At 49.1% G+C, this 21,494-nt stretch carries 23 protein-coding genes; 14 read left to right on the top strand and 9 right to left on the bottom strand.

The annotated features are described in order from the left end of the window. Positions 1 to 3 precede the first annotated feature (3 nt). From upp to MKR94_RS17210, 4 genes are all read left to right on the top strand, one after another. Positions 4 to 630, top strand: coding sequence for a uracil phosphoribosyltransferase (gene upp / locus MKR94_RS13605; RefSeq protein WP_048912415.1), 627 nt, complete (start codon positions 4 to 6; stop codon positions 628 to 630). Between the two features lie 63 nt (positions 631 to 693). Next, complete coding sequence (gene uraA / locus MKR94_RS13600) at positions 694 to 1,956, top strand: uracil permease (RefSeq protein ID WP_241647426.1); 1,263 nt, start codon at positions 694 to 696, stop codon at positions 1,954 to 1,956. Between the two features lie 115 nt (positions 1,957 to 2,071). Next, complete coding sequence (gene hda, locus MKR94_RS13595; protein ID WP_338328028.1) at positions 2,072 to 2,788, top strand: DnaA inactivator Hda; 717 nt, start codon at positions 2,072 to 2,074, stop codon at positions 2,786 to 2,788. A 618-nt stretch (positions 2,789 to 3,406) separates the two neighbouring features. After that, positions 3,407 to 3,550 carry a DUF805 domain-containing protein gene (locus MKR94_RS17210; protein WP_422047530.1) on the top strand — a complete coding sequence of 48 codons (144 nt, stop codon included), beginning with the start codon at positions 3,407 to 3,409 and terminating at the stop codon, positions 3,548 to 3,550. 139 nt (positions 3,551 to 3,689) lie between these two features. Here MKR94_RS17210 and bepA read toward each other — a convergent pair whose 3' ends face one another. The 3 genes from bepA to MKR94_RS13580 all read right to left on the bottom strand — a co-directional run bounded on the left by bepA (position 3,690) and on the right by MKR94_RS13580 (position 6,347). Beyond that, positions 3,690 to 5,150, bottom strand: coding sequence for a beta-barrel assembly-enhancing protease (gene bepA / locus MKR94_RS13590; protein ID WP_241647425.1), 1,461 nt, complete (start codon positions 5,148 to 5,150; stop codon positions 3,690 to 3,692). 26 nt (positions 5,151 to 5,176) lie between these two features. Further along, a complete protein-coding gene (bcp, locus tag MKR94_RS13585) occupies positions 5,177 to 5,644 on the bottom strand; it encodes a thioredoxin-dependent thiol peroxidase (RefSeq protein WP_048912411.1) in 468 nt (155 codons plus the stop codon). A 154-nt stretch (positions 5,645 to 5,798) separates the two neighbouring features. Beyond that, positions 5,799 to 6,347: an ACT domain-containing protein gene (locus MKR94_RS13580; protein ID WP_241647424.1), complete on the bottom strand. Its 549-nt coding sequence runs from the start codon at positions 6,345 to 6,347 to the stop codon at positions 5,799 to 5,801. A gap of 142 nt (positions 6,348 to 6,489) precedes the next feature. Here MKR94_RS13580 and dapA point away from each other — a divergent pair, with 142 nt between their 5' ends. The 6 genes from dapA (at position 6,490) to ypfH (ending at position 12,985) form a co-directional block, all read left to right on the top strand. Next, complete coding sequence (gene dapA / locus MKR94_RS13575; RefSeq protein ID WP_241647423.1) at positions 6,490 to 7,368, top strand: 4-hydroxy-tetrahydrodipicolinate synthase; 879 nt, start codon at positions 6,490 to 6,492, stop codon at positions 7,366 to 7,368. Between the two features lie 14 nt (positions 7,369 to 7,382). After that, a complete protein-coding gene (gene bamC / locus MKR94_RS13570) occupies positions 7,383 to 8,414 on the top strand; it encodes an outer membrane protein assembly factor BamC (protein WP_241647422.1) in 1,032 nt (343 codons plus the stop codon). Between the two features lie 143 nt (positions 8,415 to 8,557). Next, the gene (gene purC / locus MKR94_RS13565) at positions 8,558 to 9,271 is read left to right on the top strand and encodes a phosphoribosylaminoimidazolesuccinocarboxamide synthase (protein ID WP_048912407.1); all 714 of its coding nucleotides are present in this window, start codon (positions 8,558 to 8,560) and stop codon (positions 9,269 to 9,271) included. A 143-nt stretch (positions 9,272 to 9,414) separates the two neighbouring features. Then, positions 9,415 to 10,287 (top strand): KPN_02809 family neutral zinc metallopeptidase, encoded by an 873-nt coding sequence (gene ypfJ / locus MKR94_RS13560; RefSeq protein WP_241647421.1) that lies wholly within the window; start codon positions 9,415 to 9,417, stop codon positions 10,285 to 10,287. 5 nt (positions 10,288 to 10,292) lie between these two features. Then, positions 10,293 to 12,245, top strand: a complete 1,953-nt coding sequence (locus MKR94_RS13555; protein WP_241647420.1) for a tRNA(Met) cytidine acetyltransferase TmcA — start codon at positions 10,293 to 10,295, stop codon at positions 12,243 to 12,245. Positions 12,246 to 12,280: 35 nt separating this feature from the next. After that, positions 12,281 to 12,985, top strand: coding sequence for an esterase (gene ypfH, locus MKR94_RS13550; RefSeq protein WP_241647419.1), 705 nt, complete (start codon positions 12,281 to 12,283; stop codon positions 12,983 to 12,985). A gap of 42 nt (positions 12,986 to 13,027) precedes the next feature. On the opposite strand, the gene MKR94_RS13545 is transcribed toward ypfH, so the two are convergent. From MKR94_RS13545 to MKR94_RS13535, 3 genes are read right to left on the bottom strand one after another with little or no spacing between them, the layout of a single operon-like run. Next, positions 13,028 to 13,219 (bottom strand): YpfN family protein, encoded by a 192-nt coding sequence (locus tag MKR94_RS13545; protein WP_048912403.1) that lies wholly within the window; start codon positions 13,217 to 13,219, stop codon positions 13,028 to 13,030. Between the two features lie 10 nt (positions 13,220 to 13,229). Further along, complete coding sequence (dapE, locus tag MKR94_RS13540) at positions 13,230 to 14,357, bottom strand: succinyl-diaminopimelate desuccinylase (protein WP_241647417.1); 1,128 nt, start codon at positions 14,355 to 14,357, stop codon at positions 13,230 to 13,232. Between the two features lies 1 nt (position 14,358). Next, positions 14,359 to 14,739, bottom strand: a complete 381-nt coding sequence (locus MKR94_RS13535; protein WP_241647415.1) for an ArsC family reductase — start codon at positions 14,737 to 14,739, stop codon at positions 14,359 to 14,361. Between the two features lie 375 nt (positions 14,740 to 15,114). Here MKR94_RS13535 and ansP point away from each other — a divergent pair, with 375 nt between their 5' ends. Continuing rightward, the gene (gene ansP / locus MKR94_RS13530; protein WP_241647414.1) at positions 15,115 to 16,584 is read left to right on the top strand and encodes an L-asparagine permease; all 1,470 of its coding nucleotides are present in this window, start codon (positions 15,115 to 15,117) and stop codon (positions 16,582 to 16,584) included. Positions 16,585 to 16,664: 80 nt separating this feature from the next. On the opposite strand, the gene ampH is transcribed toward ansP, so the two are convergent. The 3 genes from ampH to amiA all read right to left on the bottom strand — a co-directional run bounded on the left by ampH (position 16,665) and on the right by amiA (position 19,752). Continuing rightward, positions 16,665 to 17,816 (bottom strand): D-alanyl-D-alanine-carboxypeptidase/endopeptidase AmpH, encoded by a 1,152-nt coding sequence (gene ampH, locus MKR94_RS13525; protein ID WP_277755674.1) that lies wholly within the window; start codon positions 17,814 to 17,816, stop codon positions 16,665 to 16,667. A 128-nt stretch (positions 17,817 to 17,944) separates the two neighbouring features. Beyond that, positions 17,945 to 18,853, bottom strand: a complete 909-nt coding sequence (hemF, locus tag MKR94_RS13520) for an oxygen-dependent coproporphyrinogen oxidase (protein WP_241647410.1) — start codon at positions 18,851 to 18,853, stop codon at positions 17,945 to 17,947. A 35-nt stretch (positions 18,854 to 18,888) separates the two neighbouring features. Beyond that, entirely contained in the window at positions 18,889 to 19,752 is an 864-nt protein-coding gene (gene amiA, locus MKR94_RS13515; protein WP_241647408.1) for an N-acetylmuramoyl-L-alanine amidase AmiA, read from the bottom strand. Positions 19,753 to 19,925: 173 nt separating this feature from the next. On the opposite strand from amiA, the gene MKR94_RS13510 reads away from it, so the two are divergent. From MKR94_RS13510 to MKR94_RS13500, 3 genes are read left to right on the top strand one after another with little or no spacing between them, the layout of a single operon-like run. Beyond that, positions 19,926 to 20,351, top strand: a complete 426-nt coding sequence (locus MKR94_RS13510; protein ID WP_241647406.1) for a GNAT family acetyltransferase — start codon at positions 19,926 to 19,928, stop codon at positions 20,349 to 20,351. 9 nt (positions 20,352 to 20,360) lie between these two features. Then, positions 20,361 to 20,813: a DUF2919 family protein gene (locus MKR94_RS13505; RefSeq protein WP_241647404.1), complete on the top strand. Its 453-nt coding sequence runs from the start codon at positions 20,361 to 20,363 to the stop codon at positions 20,811 to 20,813. 58 nt (positions 20,814 to 20,871) lie between these two features. Continuing rightward, positions 20,872 to 21,486, top strand: coding sequence for an RpoE-regulated lipoprotein (locus MKR94_RS13500; protein WP_241647402.1), 615 nt, complete (start codon positions 20,872 to 20,874; stop codon positions 21,484 to 21,486). Positions 21,487 to 21,494 lie beyond the last annotated feature (8 nt).

The following is a 21,494-nucleotide window of genomic DNA, read 5'->3' as shown; positions in this document are numbered from 1 at the left end:
AAGATGAAAATCGTTGAAGTAAAACACCCACTGGTAAGACATAAACTCGGATTAATGCGCGAGAATGAGATCAGCACTAAGCGTTTTCGCGAGTTGGCTTCTGAAGTCGGCAGCTTATTAACCTACGAAGCGACCGCCACCCTAGAAACGGAAGTGGTGACGGTTGACGGCTGGAATGGCCCCGTCGAGATCGAGCAAATTAAAGGGAAAAAGATTACCGTTGTCCCTATTCTGCGTGCCGGACTGGGCATGATGGAAGGGGTTTTAGAGCATGTCCCGAGCGCAAGGATCAGTGTGGTTGGCGTATACCGTGACGAGAAAACCCTTGAGCCAGTGCCTTACTTTCAAAAACTTGCCTCCAATATGGATGAGCGGATGGCGTTAGTCGTTGATCCGATGCTGGCGACTGGCGGCTCGATGATCGCGACGATCGATTTACTGAAGCAGTCTGGTTGCCAAGCGATCAAAGTCTTGGTTCTTGTGGCAGCACCGGAAGGGATTGCTGCGTTGGAAGCGGCCCATCCCGATGTGGAGCTGTATACAGCATCTATCGACCAAGGTCTTGATGCGCACGGCTACATCATTCCAGGACTGGGTGATGCAGGCGATAAAATTTTTGGTACTAAATAAGCGCACTGTTCTTTAATGCCGACCCAATGGTCGGTTTTTTTATGTCTTTCTCAGGGAGTTACTATGCGTCGTCGTACTATTGAAGTCGATGAGCGTTTGCCGCTGCACCAAACGCTTCCTCTAAGCCTACAGCATCTATTTGCGATGTTTGGATCGACCGTGCTGGTGCCAGTATTATTCCATGTTAACCCAGCGACAATTTTGCTGTTTAATGGAATCGGCACACTGCTCTATCTTTTTATCTGTAAGGGAAAAATCCCCGCCTATCTGGGCTCAAGTTTTGCCTTTATCTCACCCGTACTATTACTGCTTCCGCAAGGTTATGAGGTGGCGCTAGGCGGCTTTATCGCCTGTGGTGCATTATTCTGCCTAGTCGGTCTGATTGTTAAGTTCGCGGGCACGCGCTGGTTAGACGTTTTATTCCCACCTGCGGCCATGGGGGCGATTATTGCCGTGATCGGTCTTGAGTTAGCCGGTGTTGCGGCGAAAATGGCCGGATTAGTGACCGAAGCGGGGGCAGTGAGTGATAGTCATACTCTCATTGTATCGATGATTACCTTAGGGGTTACGGTGTTTGGTGCCGTACTGTTCCGAGGTTTTCTGGCCATTATTCCTATCTTGATTGGGGTGGTAGCCGGTTATGCTGTCGCGGCCAGTCTAGGTATGGTCGATTGGCAGCCGGTCGAACACGCGGCATGGTTTGCCTTACCGACCTTTTATCAGCCGCGTTTTGAGTGGGTCGCTATCCTCACCATACTGCCTGCCGCGCTGGTGGTGATTGCCGAACATGTCGGCCATCTGGTGGTCACGGCGAATATCGTTAAACGGGATCTGATCCGGGACCCCGGACTACACCGTTCCATGCTAGCGAACGGCCTCTCAACGCTCTTTTCCGGTTTCTTCGGTTCAACCCCGAACACCACTTACGGTGAAAATATCGGTGTGATGGCGATTACCCGGGTTTATAGTACCTGGGTGATCGGCGGGGCTGCGATTATGGCGATTGCGCTATCTTGTGTCGGCAAGCTGGCGGCGATTATTCAAGCCATTCCTGTTCCGGTGATGGGCGGTGTTTCACTGCTGCTGTATGGGGTGATTGGCGCTTCCGGTATCCGGGTATTGATTGATGCGAAAGTCGACTACAGTAAAGCAAAAAACCTCATCCTTACTGCGATTATTCTTATTGTCGGGGTGAGCGGTGCCTCGATTCATATCGGTGCTGCTGAACTGAAAGGCATGGCCTTAGCAACGATCGTCGGTATCGTATTAAGCCTGATTTTCTATCTTATCGAACGCTGGTTACCTGAAGCGACGGAGGAAGAGTAGCGAAACAGGGGAGGTGAGTGGCCTCCCCCATGTAGCCTAAGATCGAACAGTGATCTCGGCCATTCAACACTTGCCAAAATCTATGCTAAACTGGCTGGGATTTTAACTGGCTCCCATTATTGAGGTTATTCTGAACACGCCAGCGCAACTCTCTTTACCACTCTATCTACCTGATGATGAAACCTTTTCCAGTTTTTGGCCCGGGTCAAATTCCGCTTTACTTGCGTCGATGACAACGGTACTGAATCAGCCTCAGGGGGGATACATCTACTTCTGGTCGCGAGAGGGGGCAGGGCGCAGTCATTTAATGCATGCCGCCTGCAGTGAGTTATCGGCCCGTGAGCAGGCTGTCGGATACGTTCCACTGGATAAACGGACGTGGTTCTCGCCTGAAGTGCTGGAGGGGATGGAGCAACTCGCCTTGGTGTGTATTGATAATATTCACTGCATCGCCGGAGATGAGGAGTGGGAGATGGCGATCTTTAATCTCTATAACCGTATTCTTGAGGTGGGTAAAACGCGGCTACTGATTAGCGGTAATGCACCGCCACGGCAACTTGATCTACAACTCCCCGATTTGGCTTCCCGTCTAGATTGGGGACAGATCTACTGGTTACAACCGCTTAATGACGATGAAAAAGTCCTCGCCCTACAAAAGCGTGCTGGGATCCGTGGTTTTGAGCTTCCGGAAGATGTTGGCCGATTTCTTATCAAACGCCTCGATCGTGACATGCGAACGCTGTTTGAAACCCTTGATCAGCTCGATCGCGCTTCCATCCGTCTGCAACGTAAATTAACGATTCCTTTTGTGAAAGAGGCGCTCGGACTGTAGGCGGCAAAGCGTCTACACAAGCTCTGGCGTGTTAACGCTCATCCGTATTCAACCTACAGGATGGCAAAAAAGGCTCCTTAAAAAAGAAAGGGGATCTTTATGATGATCCTGTAATGACCGATAGTTTCTTTTTTTTCCCGACAATAACGATCCTTGCGCCGCTTGTATTGAGCTTAATAAATATTCATACAATTCATTATCTAGTTTATATTCACTCACCAAGTTAATAGTTAATCTGATGTTTTTTAAGAATAATTCTGGACGTTGGTGTTAATTCAATAATGGTCGTCTAGAAGCAAGGTTTATAAAAGATAATGGAGGTATGGGTAATCCTATTTGTGCCGCAGAATACGATAGTCACACGAAACAGATTAAGTTCATTGACCCTCTTAACGAGCTTCCATCGCTGATGAGAGCATTGACTCAATTGAAATAAATGCTTGAGACTCTTATGCAACGGTTACTGGCAGTTTTACGATGTTACAAACGGACGTTTAGTTATCAGGGGGTTGAAAATAGGGGAGTCTATACGCTCTTTTTACTCCTTCAATCCTCTTGGTTTACGCTCTACCTAAACACTCACAGCTCCACGCTGAATGAGATCTCTCTCTTACCCTTATTATTTTTTTTCTCCCCCTTATATCTCTAGTCAGTAGAAGAATTAATGATGCAGGGTATTCACACTGGATAATCCTTTTGGTTTTTTTTATTCCCTATTTATTTTTCATTTTTCTCTGTTTTCCAAAAACAGTTGATAAATAGCGCTGAAACATTAAAAAATCGTTATTCTCTCTTTTTCTGCTTGAAAGGCTTAGACGTTAATAAAAAAGATCGTCACGAGTTATAGTGGAAGTTAAGAGGGATAGCGAAACACAACGTTATTCATGATCAACCCGTGTCATTACCCTTTCTGATATTGCCTGAAACGCTGCTGTAATAACCGCAGTTGATCGATACGCGCATCGTAGCGTTGTTGGGCGAGGCTACCGGTCTTCTCTTGACCGCTGGCATCGCTTAAGGCTCTAATCGCTTGGTCAATCTGACCGCTGAGGGCTAATCCTTGGGCTTGGTCAAAGCGTTGTTCGTTGGTCATGCCTAAATCACCCGTGGCCTTCACCATCAAATCCCAACCAATAGGATCATCTGGATAATTCCAGGTATAGCGATTCAACACCTTAAGGGCATCGGTGGGGCGTTTAGCTTCGAGATAGGCATTAGCGAGGTTAACGCTGATGACGGGGTTGGTCTGATCCGCGGAGGCAGCTGTTAATAATTTCACGGCTTGTTCGGGTTGCTTCAGGCCTATATTAACGTCGGTCGCTAAGTCGAGAAACCAAGGGTTGGCCGGTTGTTGGCTAAGTAACTGTGTGACTAAACGATGGGCATTATCGTAACTTTTTGCCTGCATAAACATCACCGCACGGCCATAGGTTGCCGCTAATTTTTCGCGACTATTACCCTTTTCGTATTGGCTTAAGAGATCGTTTAATAGGCCGTTTTCGCGTTCTGATGCATACATCGCCAGTATCCTGACCTTAGCAAAATAAAACGCTTGAGAGGATTGGAGTATCGGATGCGGCATCTGGTTAGCACGGTTACGTGCATCGGCGAGTCGGCTGTCTGGTAAGGGGTGAGTCAGTAAAATTTCTGGCAGAGCGGTAGAATAGCGCGTTTGGTCGGCCAATTTTTGAAGGAAATCAGGCATCGCTTGCGGATCGAAGCCTGCACGCTGTAAAACTTGTAAACCGATGCGATCGGCTTCCCGTTCATTTTCTTGGGTAAAACTAATCATACCCTGCTGGGACCCGGCGAGCGTGCCCGTTAAGGCTGCCATACCGACTTGTGGGTTAGCCATTGCCAGTAGAATAGAGCCTAGCGCGCCTACCCAAGTTAATGGCGCATTACTTTTTTGGTCCGCCATCGCCCGCGCTAGATGTCGCTGAGTGACATGCGAAATTTCATGGGCCATCACCGATGCTAACTGGCTTTCATTATCGGTGTAGCGGAAAAGGGCAGAGTGTAAGACAACGTTGCCGCCAAAAAAGGCGAAGGCATTAAGTTCATCGTTTTGGATAAGAAAGAAATGGAAAGGAGTCTTTACCGACCAAGCATGGGCGACCAGTCGTTGACCTAAGCCGTTAATATATTGGGTAAGTAATGGGTCATCGATAAGGGGTGCGCTACCGCGTAATTGTCGGACGTAGAAATCGCCCATCTGCAGTTCTTGATTGATGGACAGAGTTTCACCCGCGGTGGTGCCCATATCGGGCAAGGTATCGGTTACATCTGCCCTGGCAACACTGTTCCAGCTGAGTAACGCAGCGATCACTGTTGTGACCAGCTTCTTACTAAATAAAGCCACTGCGCCTCCCCGCTGGAACACCATCATTAATGCGTTTGTACGTAGTCTAAAACGATATCATGGTGGTTCGATGTTTTGAAATTATCAAAGACTTTTTCAACCTGTCCTTTGCCATCGATCAAGAAGCTTACGCGGTGAATGCCGTCGTAGGTTTTCCCCATAAAGCTTTTCTCCCCCCAAACGCCAAAAGCTTCGCAGACTTTATGATCTTCGTCGGACAATAGCGTGAAGTTCAGCAACTCTTTCTCGGCAAAGCGCGACAATTTCTCGGGTTTGTCTGTGCTGATGCCTAATACCTGTACGCCAGCACTTTTTAATGATGACATATTATCCCGCAGACCACAGGCTTGTACGGTACAACCCGGCGTCATTGCCTTAGGATAAAAGTAGACGAGAACACGCTCACCACTAAAGTCAGATAAACTCACCTCTTCGCCATCTTGGTCGAGTAAAGTAAATTGCGGCGCGGTATCGCCTACAGTTAAAAGGGCCATACGTCATCTCCAATCATTGTTTGCCTAATACTGATGTTAACGATCAGTTTCTACTACTAGATTACGGCGGAAAACGTTTTTTTCAATCGTAAGGATAGAGCCTAATTTTATCAGCTTTCAAGTTAATTATGCGTGTTACTACAGAAAGAGCGCGTTAAAGTCGTTCGGTATCTTGCCGACCATCGGCTTGGAGCGTTCCCTGAGCCGATAACTCAATGCAAAGCTGCTGAAAATTTTTCTCCAAATCTGCCAAGGCTTGGGCTGAACTGCCATAAGCGTGGATTCGAATCGAGAGCATCGCGGGGCTGCCAGGCTGGGCGCGGGTCATTAATTCCGCGATATGCATACGATGATGGGTGAGCAGCGCGGTAAAGCGCTCAATAATACGAGGCGAGTCAGGGACTTCGACGGCAAGTGAAAAGCCTTCATGACGCACTGGCGTGGAGCCCGTAGGGGTGCGCTTCATCACGATTAATAATTCCAGTTCCGCACCTTTAATCGGTAAGGTCGATTCGATCATATTGATGGCGTTAGCCGAGCCAGACAGCAACATGACAAAAGTAAACTCCCCGCCCAGTAAAGCCAGTCGGCTATCTTCGATATTACAGCCACATTGGCTAACATGGCGGGTGATAGTATTGACGATTCCCGCCCGGTCGCTGCCGAGTGCGGTGATGACTAAATGCACAGGTGAGGATGACAATGTGATATTTCCCAATGTTTTACTAATTATCTTAAGGTAAACATAAAAAAAACTGCTGACAAGCAGTTGAGTGCATTCACTGTCTTGCTTTTAGTGTGATTGACACCTTACCATGAAGACCTTGGGAAATGAGGGGATAGCTATGTTTACCGGAAGTATTGTTGCACTCGTCACACCGATGGACGAAAACGAGCAAGTTTGTGAGAGCAGCCTTAAAAAATTAATCGATTACCACATTGATAGTGGCACTTCTGCGATCGTTGCCGTTGGCACGACAGGTGAATCGGCAACCTTAACCCACGACGAGCATATCGACGTTGTCTTGCGTACCGTCGAATTGGCAGACGGACGTATCCCAGTTATTGCTGGAACCGGTACGAATGCTACCGCTGAAGGCATCGCGCTGACACAGCGTCTCGAAAAAAGCGGCGTAGTTGGCTGTTTGACCGTTGTGCCTTATTATAACCGTCCAACGCAAGAGGGCATTTTCCAACACTTTAAAGCGATTGCACAGAGTACCGATTTACCGCAATTACTCTATAATGTGCCCGGGCGGACAGGCTGTGATATGTTGCCTGAAACGGTCGCACGTCTTGCCGAAATAAAAAATATTATCGGAATTAAAGAGGCGACAGGGAACTTATCTCGCGTTAGTCAGATCCAAGCGTTGACCAAAGAAGATTTTATTTTACTTAGTGGTGATGATGAAACAGCGTTAGACTTTATGCAGTTGGGGGGGCAGGGCGTTATTTCAGTAACCTCGAATGTGGCAGCACAGGAAATGGCTCAACTCTGTGCACTGGCTGCCGCGGGACAATTTACTGAGGCACGTGCCTTGAACCAGCGACTCATGGCGCTTCATCAGCACTTATTTTATGAACCAAATCCTATCCCAGTGAAATGGGTGGCTAAACAGCTGGGATTGATCGCAAATGATACCTTGCGTCTGCCTATGACACCGTTATCGGCAACTTCAGAGCCGATATTGTTACAGGCGATTCGTGATGCAGGACTGCGATAAGTTAGGGAGATTTAATGGCTTACTCAGTTAAAAATTCGGCGGTAATAAAGGTTGCTGGATTATCCGTCGCAATGCTATTAGCGGGTTGTTCGCATGATCAACACTACAAGCGCGAAGTGAATGGCAATGAAGAATATCTCGATGCGCCAGCACTGAGCCAATTGAATGTTCCTCAGGGAATGATTCTACCGCTCGAATCCGCAAACTATGCCGTTCCGCAAGGACGTGCGCAAGGGGCAGTTGGTAAGCAATTAGATATTCGCCCACCGGTTCAGGCACTGTCTTTGCTGAACGGTAGCCGTGCGCAATTCCAAGGCACCACCGGTATGTTGCAGATTGCCAATACGGGAAGCTCTTTATGGGGACAAACGGTCGCGGCGCTGCAAGCGAACAAATTCGCGATTGCTCAACAAGATGACGCTCGTCAGCAACTCACCACTGATTGGATTTCTTGGAACCGCCATGATGAAGATCACCAATACCGTGGTCGCTACCAAGTTGCAGTCGTCGCTCAAGGCTATGAGCAAACCTTGATGGTTAAGCCGATTGCCTTAGAACAGAAAGGCCAAGCGGTCACCAGCAATACTGAAATGCAGCGTTACACCGCTCAGTTACTCAACGATATCTCAGCGCAGCTGAATACCGCGGAAACTGTTCGTCAGAATGTGGCAGCGGCTAATCGCGCTGGCAGTGTTGATGTACAAAGCGGTGCCGATGAGACAGGGTTACCTAACTTAATCGTGCGTGCACCTTTTGATGTAACTTGGCAGCGTCTGCCTAAAGCGTTACCGCTTGTGGGCATGACGATTTCTGATAGCAACCGTGCAGACGGTAGCTTGCAGCTGAGCTACAATGATCTGAACAGCAGCCAATGGGCCGCCTTGGGTGCGAAAGATCCTGAACTAGCAGAAGGTAAATATAAACTGCAAGTCGGTGATCTGGATAACCGTAGTAGCCTGCAGTTTATCGATCCTAAAGGGCATATCCTCACGCAATCGCAAAATGATGCGTTGGTCGCAGTGTTACAAGCCGCCTTCAATAAATAAATATGTCACAGGCCGGAAATTTCCGGCCTTTTTTTATTTAATTTTGGCATAATAGCGCCCAGCAAGGTAAACGATTGCGTAGTGATAGATTCAGTCGCTGCGCAGAGTCATTTTCAGAGTCGACCATGAGTGGAGTTAACAAGATGCAAAAGCAAGCTGAGCTGTATCGCGGAAAAGCAAAAACAGTGTATAGCACCGAGAACCCGGACCTGCTAATTCTGGAATTCCGCAATGATACATCAGCCGGAGACGGAGCGCGTATTGAGCAGTTTGACCGTAAAGGAATGGTCAATAATAAATTTAACCATTTCATCATGGAAAAATTAGCACAAGCCGGTATCCCAACGCAGATGGAAGCGTTACTGTCAGACACTGAAGCCCTTGTGAAAAAACTCGATATGGTGCCTGTGGAATGCGTTGTCCGTAACCGCGCAGCAGGCTCATTGGTCAAGCGTTTAGGTGTAGAAGAAGGGCGGGTATTAACGCCACCGCTTTTCGACCTCTTCCTGAAAGATGATGCCCATCATGATCCGATGATCAACGAATCCTATTGTGTCACTTTTGGCTGGGTCAGCCCTGAACATCTGGCGCGTATGCGTGAATTGACGCTCAAAGCGAACCAAGTACTGACCGACTTATTTGACCAAGCAGGTCTGATTCTGGTCGATTTCAAGCTTGAGTTTGGGCTGTTCAATGGCGAAGTGGTCCTGGGTGATGAATTTTCTCCTGATGGCGCGCGTCTTTGGGATAAAGAAACATTAGATAAAATGGATAAAGACCGTTTCCGTCAGAGCCTTGGTGGCGTGGTGGAAGCCTACGAAGTGGTCGCTCAACGTCTTGGCGTAACCTTAGACTAATGATTTAAGCACTCGCTACCCCTCGGCGAGTGCTATCTTTTCTTCCCCATCCCTTTCAGCAACTTTAGTTTTTCTACTGGTTATCTCCGCCTACTGCGATTACTATTTATCATTATGCGATAATAGAGATGGAGAGGTGTGCTATGCGTTGGCAAGGACGTAGAGAGAGTGACAATGTAGAAGACCGTCGTGGCGATAGTCCAACGTCAACGGGCGGGGGGTCTGGTTTTCGTATCCCAGCAGGGAAGGGTGGAATTGTACTGTTAATCGTCGTCGTGGTAGCTGGCTACTATGGTTATGACTTAACTCCCCTACTCGGTGGTAGTGGTGGGCAAAGTACTTCCGTGAGCCAGTCACACACGTCAGCTCCCGCGAATAGCGACGATGCTCAAGCCGCTAAATTTACCTCAGTGATCCTTGCCTCGACAGAAGATACCTGGGGCGAGATTTTCCAGAAGATGGGTAAGCAGTATCAAGCACCGAAATTAGTGATGTACCGTAATGCCACCCGCACGGGCTGCGGCACCGGCCAATCTGTTATGGGACCGTTCTACTGTCCCGCCGATAAAACCGTTTATATCGATCTCTCTTTTTATGATGAGATGAAGAATAAGCTGGGCGCAGATGGCGACTTTGCACAAGGCTATGTAATTGCTCATGAAGTCGGCCACCACGTACAAAACCTTCTTGGAATTGAAAGCAAGGTCCGTCAACAAATGCAGCAAGGCTCGCAAACCGATGCCAATCGTCTGTCGGTAAAACTCGAACTGCAAGCTGACTGTTTTGCCGGGGTATGGGGCCATTACATGCAGCAGAAAAATGTTTTAGAAACCGGTGATTTGCAAGAAGCCTTAAATGCGGCACAAGCCATCGGTGACGATAAGCTTCAACAGCAAAGCCAAGGGCGTGTCGTGCCGGATAGCTTTACTCACGGAACCTCACAGCAACGTTACAGCTGGTTTAAACGTGGATTCGACAGCGGCGAACCGGGCCAATGTAATACCTTTGCTGGGTAGTGAGTATGCAGTCTGCGTTTATTGCTGAACAAATGCGTCGCAAGGGGGTGCGGCGCATTTGTGTGATAAGCGGTTCACAGCCGTTTCGCGATAGGGCAACACTACAGTGGCAAGCGGCGTATCCCGGTGACTGGCTTCGCGTTGCCACAGCGGCCACTGGCCATGCTGACGAGTATCTCGCCCAGCGTGCGCAGCAATTTCTCGGCCAAGAATGGCTGCATGCTATTTATGATGCCACGCAAGGCCTTCACCTCGAGACACTGGCGGCGCTGGCAGGCACCTTAGTGGCAGGCAGCTGGCTCGTTCTGCTGTTACCTGAATCCTCTGCACAACAGCCGCTGATCGATGTCGATAGCCTGCGTTGGGCGGAGTGCGAACAGCCGATTGCTACACCGATCTTTTATCGCCATCTGTGGCGTCAACTCCTTAGTGATACTTCTCACCTCATCTGGCGTGAGGGCGAACCAGCGCCAACCGACTCACCACTCATGATGCCCGATTGGACGCCGCAAGGTGGACAAGCGCAGCAAGCGATTATTGAAGCGTTACGGCAGTTACCCGCGGGCAACTACAGTGTGACGGCGCCGCGGGGCCGCGGAAAATCAGCCTTAGGGGGAATGTTAGCCGCCTTAGAACCTCCTTGTTTGATCACGGGTCCTGCCAAAGTGGCGACCGCTGTGATGGCGCGTCACGCAGGTGAGCACTACCATTTTCAGGCGCCTGACGCCATCTTGGCGGCAGAGGATACTGGCACGTGGCAGTGGCTGATTATTGATGAGGCCGCATCGCTGCCGACCCCTCAGCTACACGCTTTGATTGCCCGCTTTCCCCGCTGTTTATTACTGACCACAACGGAAGGGTACGAAGGGACCGGGCAGGGTTTTTTATTGAAGTTTGCCGCATCGGGAGCAGTGACGAAGCATTATACCCTAACCACGCCACAGCGCTATTCGGCTCGCGATCCACTGGAAAGCTTTATCGAACGATTATTGGTGTTACGCGATCTTCCTGCATCGGTAGTGAAACCTTCTTGCGAGCTGTCACTGCGCCTCTATCAACCAGAAGATTGGCAGCAGCATCCGGTGTTAGCCACGACGACATTTCAACTGCTACAATCCGCGCACTATCGCACGACGCCTATTGATTTACGTCGTATGATGGATGCCCCACAGTGCGGTTACTGGCAAATGGTCGATGATCAGTGCTGTTATGGTGCGCTGGGGTGGGTAGAAGAAGGTGAGCAGTCAGCCGAACTTGCCCAAGCAGTATGGCGCGGCGAAAGGCGGCCTCGTGGTAATTTAGTGGCACAGTCGTTAGCCGCTCACAGTCGTTTTCCCCAAGCGATGTTGCTGGCAAGTCGACGCATTAGCCGCATCGCAGTAAGCCAATCGTTGCGTCGTCAGGGTATTGGCCACCGGTTGGTTGCAGCGTTACGGCAGAGCAGCCAAAATAAGGATTTTCTTTCTGTCAGCTTTGGCTTTACGCCAGCGCTGTGGCAGTTTTGGCAGCGCTGTGGTTTCCAGCTGGTGAGAATGGGGACTCAACGTGAAGCGAGCAGTGGATGTTATGCTGCCATGGCGATCGCTCCGATCTCTGAGGCAGGCCAGCAGTTATGTGAGCAGGCAGTGGCCCATTTTCAGCGAGACTGGCCGATCCAGCAAGCACGTTATTCGCCAGAACTCTCGCTAGATGAACAATCCAGTGGAGATCCCCTATTTTCTTCAGACGATTATCAGGAACTGGTTGGCTTCGCGCAAGCGCATCGTCCGTTGAGTGTCAGCTTCCCCGCACTTTGGCGGGCGTGGCAATGCTATCCCCACTTAGTGTGTGGGCAATATTTACAGCATTGTTTACACTCTCCACAGCTTCCCGCTGGCTGGAGTCGTAAACAGTGGCTGGTTCAATTACGCCGTGAAACGGCAGAATTTTTAACATTTTTACCTGATACGTCGTGTTAACCGACCCAGGATGGATTGCCAGAGAGAGGTCATTTATGGCACATATCGATTATGTAATGGTTCAGCAAGGTAGTGGACCGCAACCACAACTTTTTGTGTTATTCCATCGTAGCGGTGATGATCCGCGTTCAATGGCTGAGATCGGCCGATGGTTTGCTAAAGATTTTCCTGCCGCTTTTGTGGTATCTGTCGGATCACCCATTCCGCTAGCACAAGGTGGCAGTGCCTGGTTTGTTGACGAGGTGCCAGACGCCTCAACCACAGCGATACAGCAGAAGATCGACCAGATTCTGCCGCTGTTTACTCAGACGATTCGTGAATGCCAAAAACAGTGCGGCGTCAGTCCAGAAGCGACAGCACTGATTGGTTTTTCGCAAGGCAGTGTGATGATCCTTGAAGCGCTAAAAAGCGAAGCATTATTAGCCGGGCGGGCGATTATATTCAGTGGTCGCTACAACAGTGCGCCTACTGTGGCGTCTATGAACACCACTATTCACCTTATTCACGGTGAGGATGATGAGCAGATCCCATTGATCCATGCGGTTAACGCCGAGCAGTGGCTAAATGAAGCCGGGGGAGATGTAACGCTGAATATTATTGAAAATTTACCCCATGCGATCGATGAGCAGGGCATTGCTATCGCTTTAAAACATCTTAAAGAGACCATCCCGCAACGTTATTTCGATGATGCCGCGCAAGGGCAGGCACCGGATAACGACGATGTGATCCCAATGATTTAACGGAAATCGACTGCGGTGAGCCCGCAGTCCATCAATGATGGCCTATTTTTTCTTTGGCCAGTCATCCTCTTCGTCATCCCACTTGTCGTTAAAGTCACGATGCGGGGGTAACTTAGGTTTATTATCTAAGTATTTTTTGACATCAACGCGCTTCAAATCCTTATACACATTGACCAATAATCCCACCATAAATAGGATGATTAATACCCACCAATACTCTTTAACCCATTCCATGTAAGGCTCCTTAGGTCAGCAGTAACTGCATAATCCGTTGATACATTCGGCTGAGCGTTTGGAGGTCGGCTGCACTGACACATTCATTAATTTTATGGATGGTAGCATTCACCGGCCCTAACTCAACGACTTGAGTCCCCATTCTGGCAATAAAACGTCCATCAGAGGTTCCCCCATTCGTGAGTAACTCTGGCTTAATTTCATTATAGTGCTGAACGGCGTCGACGACAGCATCGACTAATGCCCCTTTTGCTGTCAGGAAGGGTTGACCGGATAAATTCCACTCTAAGGTATAACGAAGCTGATGGCGATCAAGCAGGCTGGCGACGGCTTCGCGAATTTGCTGGTCGGTTAATTCGGTGCTAAAACGGAAATTGAATTGGACGAATAAGTCGCCCGGAATCACGTTATTACTGCCGGTACCGGCCTGAATATTGGCGATTTGCATACTGGTCGGTGGAAAAAACTCATTTCCTTGATCCCACTCAGTTGCCGCTAATTCCTGCAGTGCAGGGAGCGCACGATGAACGGGATTATCCGCAAGATGAGGGTATGCGACATGTCCTTGTACGCCATGTACGGTTAAGTTCGCGGTGATCGACCCACGGCGGCCGTTTTTCACGACATCGCCGACGCGCTCAGTACTTGAGGGTTCACCTACTAAGCAATATTCCACACGCTCTTGTCGCGCCATCAGTTGCTCAACGACTTTAACCGTACCATTGATACCAGTCGCCTCTTCATCAGAGGTGATCAAAAAAGCCAGCCGTCCGGTATGGTGAGGATGTTGTTCTACGAAGCGTTCAGCGGCCACCACCATGGCGGCTAAGGAGCCTTTCATATCCGCGGCACCGCGGCCAAACAGCAGTCCATCACGAATCGCGGGTTCAAACGGCGGGTTAATCCATTGGCGTTCATCGCCGACGGGAACGACGTCGGTATGGCCGGCGAAAGCAAGGGTTTGGCCTTGACCCCGAGTCGCCCAGAAATTTTGGGTATCGCCGAAATGCATTGGCTCAATATGAAAGCCTATCGCTTCAAGGCGAGCGATAAGCAACGCTTGGCAGCCCGCATCGTTGGGACTTAACGATGGGCAGCGAATCAGTTGTTGTGCAAGCTCGATAACCGGGCAAAACATATTAGTGGTCCCCTTGGATGAACGTTGACCACACGGCGGTATCAAAGCCTACCAGCATCTTGCCATCCGCGCGGACTAGCACGGGACGTTTAATCACAGCTGGGTGTTCAAGCATGATTTGACGGGCCGCCACCGGATCGCTAGCACGCTGCTTTTGCTCGTCAGAAAGCGTGCGCCAAGTGGTGCCTCGCGTATTAAGTAATACTTTAATACCAAGACCTTCGATCAATTGGTCTAGTAAGGCTTCGTCTAAGCCCTGTTGGCGGAAATCATGATAAGTGGCTTCACAGTGATGTTCGGAGAGGTACTTGCGTGCCTTTCTTACGGTGTCACAGGTTTTAATACCATAGAGGGTAAGGGTCGGCGCGGTTTCTTGAGTCATGAGACAGTACTACCTAATTATTAAGTCAAAAGATCACAGTTAATCAAGGATAATGCCGCATTTAGCCCGTATTTTCTACTCTTCTAGAGGATGGGCAACCATTATCTCAAGGCGTTTTTCGGTCAATGGGGGAACTGAGAACAACATCATGAATTTATACAAAGCTTTTTATAAATAAAAATGTCTTTTTATCAATGAGTTAAACTTATTTTTACCTAAAAAAGCAAACGGTAACGTAGATTAATTCTTTACAGGGCTTTACGAATTCAGCTTCTTACAGGTAGGATTCATCACCCTCTGGATGAATTCGCCAATATTTACCTGTGCTGATGCGGTAGAGGGGATTAGCTGTAGAAGTGGACAAACAGGAAACCTATGAAAAATACAAAAAAAACAGCGGCTGATTTACAGCACGCCAGACGTAAGTGGTTAAACTCCCATGACTCCGGATATCGTAAGGAGATGGGCAACCGTCAAGTACAGATGATAGCAATTGGCGGAGCAATTGGTACCGGGCTTTTTCTCGGTGCAGGGGCACGATTACAACTCGCGGGTCCAGCCCTCGCACTGGTCTATTTAGTTTGTGGCATCTTTTCATTTTTTATCTTACGCGCATTAGGGGAATTGGTTCTGCATCGCCCATCAAGCGGCAGTTTCGTCTCTTACGCTCGTGAGTTTATGGGTGAGAAAGCCTCCTATGTAGCGGGCTGGATGTACTTTGTTAACTGGGCAATGACCGGCATCGTGGATATCACCGCGGTTGCGCTCTATATGCACTACTGGGGAGCCTTTGGCGATATTCCACAGTGGGTGATTGCATTAGGTGCGCTCGCGATTGTGGGCACCATGAATATGGTCGGCGTTAAATGGTTTGCGGAGATGGAATTCTGGTTCTCCCTAATCAAAGTCTTGGCCATCGTGGTCTTCTTAGTCGTGGGGGTAGTCTTCTTAGGAAGCGGCAAGCCACTGGACGGTAACACGACTGGCTTCCACTTGATCTCTGATAACGGAGGCTTTTTCCCTCATGGGATTATGGCTGCCTTTGTCTTAGTGCAAGGTGTGGTGTTTGCCTTCGCATCAATCGAACTGGTCGGTACGGCGGCAGGGGAGTGTAAAAACCCTAAAATCATGGTGCCGAAAGCGATTAATAGCGTGATCTGGCGGATTGGTCTGTTCTACGTCGGTTCGGTGGTATTACTTGTTCTATTACTACCTTGGAATGCCTATCAAGCGGGTCAGAGTCCTTTTGTGACCTTCTTCAGTAAATTAGGCGTGCCATATATTGGTAGCATCATGAATATCGTGGTATTAACGGCAGCATTATCGAGCCTTAACTCGGGCCTCTATTCAACTGGACGTATTTTACGTTCTATGTCGATGGGCGGTTCAGCACCACGCTTTATGTCGAAAATGAGTCGCCAGCAAGTACCTTACGCGGGCATTCTCGCGACGATAGTGATCTATATCTTCGGTGTAGTCCTCAACTATTACGTGCCAAGCCAAGTGTTCGAAATCGTTCTAAACTTCGCCTCACTTGGGATCATCAGCTCGTGGGCCTTTATCGTGCTATGCCAGCTGCGGTTACGTAAAGCGATCCGTGAAGGTAAAGCAGAAGATATCTCCTTTAAGCTTCCAGGCGCGCCATTCACCTCTTGGTTGACGCTACTGTTCTTAGCCAGTGTCTTGGTATTGATGGCGTTTGATTACCCGAACGGGACTTACACCATTGCCTCCGTACCACTGATTATCATTCTGTTGGTTATCGGATGGTTTGGGGTACGTAAGCGTGTTCATGAAGTGTCATTGCGTGAGCAGCAACATCTATCTGCGCATCACGAAGAGTAAGACTAACAGGGATTAACGCTGGGTAGTCAGAAGGTTAAAACGGTGTCGTAGATTATGGCACCGTTTTTTTATGTCTGTTATTAACGATTATTCACTAACGCCGTCACCAGTTGGTTAGCCCCTTGGCTCATAGGGGTAAAGTGACTGCCTGGTGCACGAGCAACTGCGATAAAGACCCCGACGTTACTGCGTGGGTCCATCACGATATAGGTCATGAAACCGCCACCACCACCTGTCTTTTCGACCAACGCCGGTTGGCTACCTATTGCATCCATATGGACCCAGCCTAATCCTAATCCGCTGGCAGGGCCAGCAACGTCCATGCCGTTCATCCGTACTAATTGGCTGCGGGGATAGACCACGCGCTGTAAGGTGCTGGCGAGCGGAGAACGAGGCCGGATTGAACTGGATAGGAATTGCTGCATCCAGCGTTCCATATCATCGGCCGTTGAATAGAGGCCACCACTGCCAATGGCCGCGAGGGTATTGTTACAAGGGCTAGCATGATCGCGTGGGATGATTAATCGACGGCATTGATCAGGAGAAGGGGTGAAGGTCGTATCCTTCATGCCTAATGGACGTGTAATTAATGATTGCACTAACTGAGGATAAGGTTTACCGCTGGCACGGCTCAGGGCATCAGCTAGGTAGTCGAAGCCTAAATTCGAGTACGCGGCGACGGTACCGGGGATCGCTTTCAACTTAGCATGCTGTAACCACTGCCAGCGCGAAGATTTTTCTGGCCAGATAAAGACAGGACGATTTGCTCGTCCGCCTGGCATTTCGCGGGGAAGTCCTGCCGTATGGGTAGCAAGATTTTGTAACTTAATGGTGTATCCGCGATAAGAGGGTACCGTCATCCCTTTAGGCGTGTATTTACTGAGCGGATCGGAAAGCTTGACCACGCCTTGTTGGTCCAGTTTAACCAAGGTTTCGCTGGTAAAGAGTTTACTGATGGAAGCGAGGCGGAAAACGCTCTCCTTCGTCGGGCGAACACCGGTTCCTCGCCGAGTCTCTCCCGCACTGGTGAAATAGTGCTGGTTACCATCAATGACCACCATCGTCATGCTGGCCGCTGCGGTTTGTTGATAAATTTGTTGTGCATAGCGCTGCACGATATCGGCGCTAACTTGCGGAGCGACTCTCGGGGCAGCAAAGCTGGTACTGGTTGCAGAGAGAACGAGCGCTGCAACGAGGGATAATGTTAGTTTTTTCAAGGGAGAGCGGTCCATACACAGTGAATAAAAGTCAGTGATGATAATAACGGGTTTACCCCATGCTTATTAGAAAAAGGATTAACTATTATGTTTCTTTTTATAAGCAATGGTGATGGCTCGGCGTGCGATACCGAGCCGTGGTCTTATAGCCAGTTACGGACTGTTAAAAAATGCTCGGTCAGTGTCGCTTCCGGTGAGCCAGCGGGCGCTTGATAGTCATATTCGAAGCGGACGAGCGGCGGCATCGACATCAAGATCGATTCCGTGCGTCCACCACTTTGAATACCAAATAATGTGCCGCGGTCCCACAGCAGATTAAACTCGACGTAGCGCCCGCGTCGGTAAAGCTGGAATTGGCGTTCGCGCTCACCGTAAGGCATAGTATGGCGTTTTTTAACGATAGGCAGATAAGCCTCTAAGAAGCCTAGGCCGACTGCTTGCGTAAATGCGAAGCAGTGCTCGAAACAGGGTGAATTCAAATCGTCAAAGAATAACCCTCCAATCCCGCGCTGCTCGTTGCGATGGCGTAAGAAGAAATAGTCGTCACACCATTTTTTATAATGTGGGTAGACCTCTTCACCAAATGGGCGGCACAGGTCTGCTGCCGTTCGATGCCAGTGTTGGGCATCTTCTTCAAAACCGTAAAACGGTGTTAGATCAAAGCCACCGCCAAACCACCAAACTGGCTCAGCACCGGGTTTTTCAGCAATAAAAAACCGCACGTTGGCATGGCTGGTCGGGACATAGGGGTTGTTGGGGTGAATGACTAACGATACCCCCATAGCTTGAAAGCTGCGTCCGGCTAATTCAGGGCGATGCGCAGTCGCTGAGGCGGGCATCTGGTCGCCATAGACGTGAGAAAAATTGACGCCCGCTTGTTCGAACAATTTTCCTTGGGTGAGGACGCGGGTGCGCCCACCGCCACCTGCTTCACGAACCCAATCATCTTCGAGGAAGGAGGCTTGGCCATCGAGATCGGCCAATTGTTGACATATCGTATCTTGTAACGATAGGAGGAACTGTTTTACTTGCTCAATGCTTTGCGTGCTCATGATATTTCTACAACCTTCGTTGAACATTACGTGAATCAACTGACTCGGCGGTTACGGCGTTGCTGTTCATTATAAAAGTTGACGATACCATCAGAAATAGCCCCAGCAATTTTTTTACGAAAAGCAGTGGTGCCGAGCAGTTTCTCTTCACCTGGATTAGTGATAAACGAGGTTTCAACTAATACAGAGGGGATAGAGGGGGACTTTAATACGGCAAACGCAGCCTGCTCAGTGTGTTGACTATGCAAGTGGTGTACGGGACGAATCGTATCTAAGACATGTTTTCCCAGTGTCAGGCTATTTTTAATGGTATCGGTTTGAACTAAGTCAAATAAAATTTGCTGTAAATATTGGTCTTTCTGCTGCACTTTAAGGCCACCGACGGCGTCGGCATTATTTTCGCGATCAGACAAATACCGTGCCATTGCACTGCTCGCGCCGCGATTAGAGAGCGCGAACACCGAGGCACCACGCGCTGAGGGATCGGTGTAGCCATCGGCATGGATTGACATAAAGAGTGATGCACCATGTTGCGAAGCAATTTCCACGCGTTGATAGAGTGGGATAAAATGGTCACTGTCACGGGTTAACCGCGCTTCGATATTCGGGTGGCTACTTAATAACTGGCGGACGGTATTGGCTATTTCTAATACCACGTGCTTTTCCATCGAGCCTTCTTCGCCGACCGCGCCAGAATCGATGCCGCCGTGGCCGGGATCTAGCATGACAATAAATTTCCCCGATTGACTCTTTTTTGCTGCTGAATGGCGTTGACGAGACACCGGGATCCGCGACTCTTCGGCCAGTACGGCGCGTGGGGAGAGCACTGCCAACGCGAGACCGGAAAAGAGTAATTGGCGGCGATTGACTAATTGTTCCAGTGAGGCCAATTTTTTCATTAGTTTCAGATCCGTGAAGAGTTAATGAGAATTACTATTAATAATTAGGTTATATAATAACATTAGCCATATTGCTAACATTGAAATATTTCAGCCTTTTACTGAGTATTGCCTTTTCTAACACCCTCACTCACACGCATAATAGTGTGTTTTCGCCAAGGGGAGGTCAAAAAATGGAAATTCGTGTTTTCGAACAACAAGATATCGACGAGGTTATTACGTTATGGGAGCGATGTGACCTATTACGGCCTTGGAACGATCCTGAACTCGATATCGAACGTAAATTACGCCAGGATGCTGACCTTTTTCTGGTTGTTGTCCTTTCAGGGCAGATCGTCGGCAGTGTGATGGGCGGCTACGACGGCCATCGGGGCTCAGCCTATTACCTTGCGGTACATCCTGATTATCAAGGGCGTGGCTTTGCCAATGCGTTGATGAATCGCCTTGAAAAGAAATTGATTGCTCGAGGCTGCCCTAAACTCAATCTTCAAATCCGTGATGATAATGACTTAGTGCTGGGTTTTTATGAAAAACTGGATTACGAAATTAATGAAGTGACCAGCCTCGGTAAACGGTTAATTGAAGACCGTGAATATTAATTCCAACCGATGATGGAAGATTTCGATGCCGAAGGTGAGGGGGGAGCAGCCCCTTTACCCTTTTTGCTATGGGCCATTTTGCTGTATCAAGCCCGGGCCTGGATATTGCTGATTATGGCAGGGGTCTCACGGCAACAAGGCGATACACTTTTACGTTTTTTTGTACCGGACCCCTCGACGTTTTATATTGGTTTAGCCCTAGGCTTACCCGCGCTGCTATGCATGGCGCTAAGCGGTTATCGTCAACGCTTTCCCCGTAGTTGGCGGCTTTGTCGTATCAGTATACTCATCGGCGGTGCGTTGCTCTGCGCTTGGCAGCTGAGTCAATGGAACCAAGTGGCGTTAGAAAGCTCGCCGCTGTTACTGATTTTGACCTTATTTGATCTATTAACCGAAGCCGCATTACTGACGATGAGCCGCCTAAAACGGTGTTTCATCCAACAAAAAAACGGTTTACAGTAAACTTTTTACTCGAAGATCACTCCTAGTAGCATTGATCAGCTATGCAAGAGGAATAGAAATGAAAGCGTTATCCTGTGCACTGCTTGCCAGTGTGGTATTGCTCAGCGGCTGTGCGGGTTCCAGCCATCAGGCAGACACGTCGAACAATAGCGTCCATTGGTGGAACCCCTTGAGCTATTCGTGGTCCTCCGCACTGCCATGGAACTGGTTTGGCGCCTCAGTCGCCGTGAGTGAGGAAGGCGTGGGTAAAATTACTCGCTCAACCCCTTTTAATGCCGAGGCAATTAGTGAAGGTATTGGTAGCGATTATCGTATCCGTCAAGGAATGGGTACGCGTAATGGGCAGATTGAAAGCTATATTCAAGCAATGAAAGATCAACAGGTAGCGATGACCTTTTACGGCGATGGTACGGTGAATAAAATTAGTGTATCGGATACCCAGATTGGTACGCCTAAGGGTATCGCATTTGGCGCACCGTTCTCTGCGTTATTCCAGAAAGCGTATGGTAACTGCCAGCCAGGCCGTGATAGCCAGCACGTGCAGTGTAAAGTCCCGAATAGCCAACATCTTGAGGTTATCTATCAAGGCGAATTTAGTGGTCCTTCCGGTATCATGCCTGCCGATGCCACGCTCAAGCAGTGGACACTCTCTGAGATCGTCTGGCACGCCTAATCGTTATA

It is taken from the genome of Rosenbergiella metrosideri, assembly GCF_022602565.1.
Classification (GTDB): domain Bacteria; phylum Pseudomonadota; class Gammaproteobacteria; order Enterobacterales; family Enterobacteriaceae; genus Rosenbergiella; species Rosenbergiella metrosideri.
Note: the sequence above shows the minus strand (reverse complement) of the source record. Positions and strands in the feature narration are given on the sequence as shown.

What these genes read in the sequence shown, in the direction of transcription:
- upp (WP_048912415.1), top strand. Translation starts at nt 4, where the DNA reads ATGAAAATCGTTGAAGTAAAACACCCACTGGTAAGACATAAACTCGGA.
- uraA (WP_241647426.1), top strand. Translation starts at nt 694, where the DNA reads ATGCGTCGTCGTACTATTGAAGTCGATGAGCGTTTGCCGCTGCACCAA.
- bcp (WP_048912411.1), bottom strand. Translation starts at nt 5,644, where the DNA reads ATGGCCCTTTTAACTGTAGGCGATACCGCGCCGCAATTTACTTTACTC.
- dapA (WP_241647423.1), top strand. Translation starts at nt 6,490, where the DNA reads ATGTTTACCGGAAGTATTGTTGCACTCGTCACACCGATGGACGAAAAC.
- bamC (WP_241647422.1), top strand. Translation starts at nt 7,383, where the DNA reads ATGGCTTACTCAGTTAAAAATTCGGCGGTAATAAAGGTTGCTGGATTA.
- purC (WP_048912407.1), top strand. Translation starts at nt 8,558, where the DNA reads ATGCAAAAGCAAGCTGAGCTGTATCGCGGAAAAGCAAAAACAGTGTAT.
- ypfJ (WP_241647421.1), top strand. Translation starts at nt 9,415, where the DNA reads ATGCGTTGGCAAGGACGTAGAGAGAGTGACAATGTAGAAGACCGTCGT.
- MKR94_RS13555 (WP_241647420.1), top strand. Translation starts at nt 10,293, where the DNA reads ATGCAGTCTGCGTTTATTGCTGAACAAATGCGTCGCAAGGGGGTGCGG.
- ypfH (WP_241647419.1), top strand. Translation starts at nt 12,281, where the DNA reads ATGGCACATATCGATTATGTAATGGTTCAGCAAGGTAGTGGACCGCAA.
- MKR94_RS13545 (WP_048912403.1), bottom strand. Translation starts at nt 13,219, where the DNA reads ATGGAATGGGTTAAAGAGTATTGGTGGGTATTAATCATCCTATTTATG.
- dapE (WP_241647417.1), bottom strand. Translation starts at nt 14,357, where the DNA reads ATGTTTTGCCCGGTTATCGAGCTTGCACAACAACTGATTCGCTGCCCA.
- MKR94_RS13535 (WP_241647415.1), bottom strand. Translation starts at nt 14,739, where the DNA reads ATGACTCAAGAAACCGCGCCGACCCTTACCCTCTATGGTATTAAAACC.
- ansP (WP_241647414.1), top strand. Translation starts at nt 15,115, where the DNA reads ATGAAAAATACAAAAAAAACAGCGGCTGATTTACAGCACGCCAGACGT.
- ampH (WP_277755674.1), bottom strand. Translation starts at nt 17,816, where the DNA reads ATGGACCGCTCTCCCTTGAAAAAACTAACATTATCCCTCGTTGCAGCG.
- hemF (WP_241647410.1), bottom strand. Translation starts at nt 18,853, where the DNA reads ATGAGCACGCAAAGCATTGAGCAAGTAAAACAGTTCCTCCTATCGTTA.
- amiA (WP_241647408.1), bottom strand. Translation starts at nt 19,752, where the DNA reads ATGAAAAAATTGGCCTCACTGGAACAATTAGTCAATCGCCGCCAATTA.
- MKR94_RS13510 (WP_241647406.1), top strand. Translation starts at nt 19,926, where the DNA reads ATGGAAATTCGTGTTTTCGAACAACAAGATATCGACGAGGTTATTACG.
- MKR94_RS13505 (WP_241647404.1), top strand. Translation starts at nt 20,361, where the DNA reads ATGATGGAAGATTTCGATGCCGAAGGTGAGGGGGGAGCAGCCCCTTTA.
- MKR94_RS13500 (WP_241647402.1), top strand. Translation starts at nt 20,872, where the DNA reads ATGAAAGCGTTATCCTGTGCACTGCTTGCCAGTGTGGTATTGCTCAGC.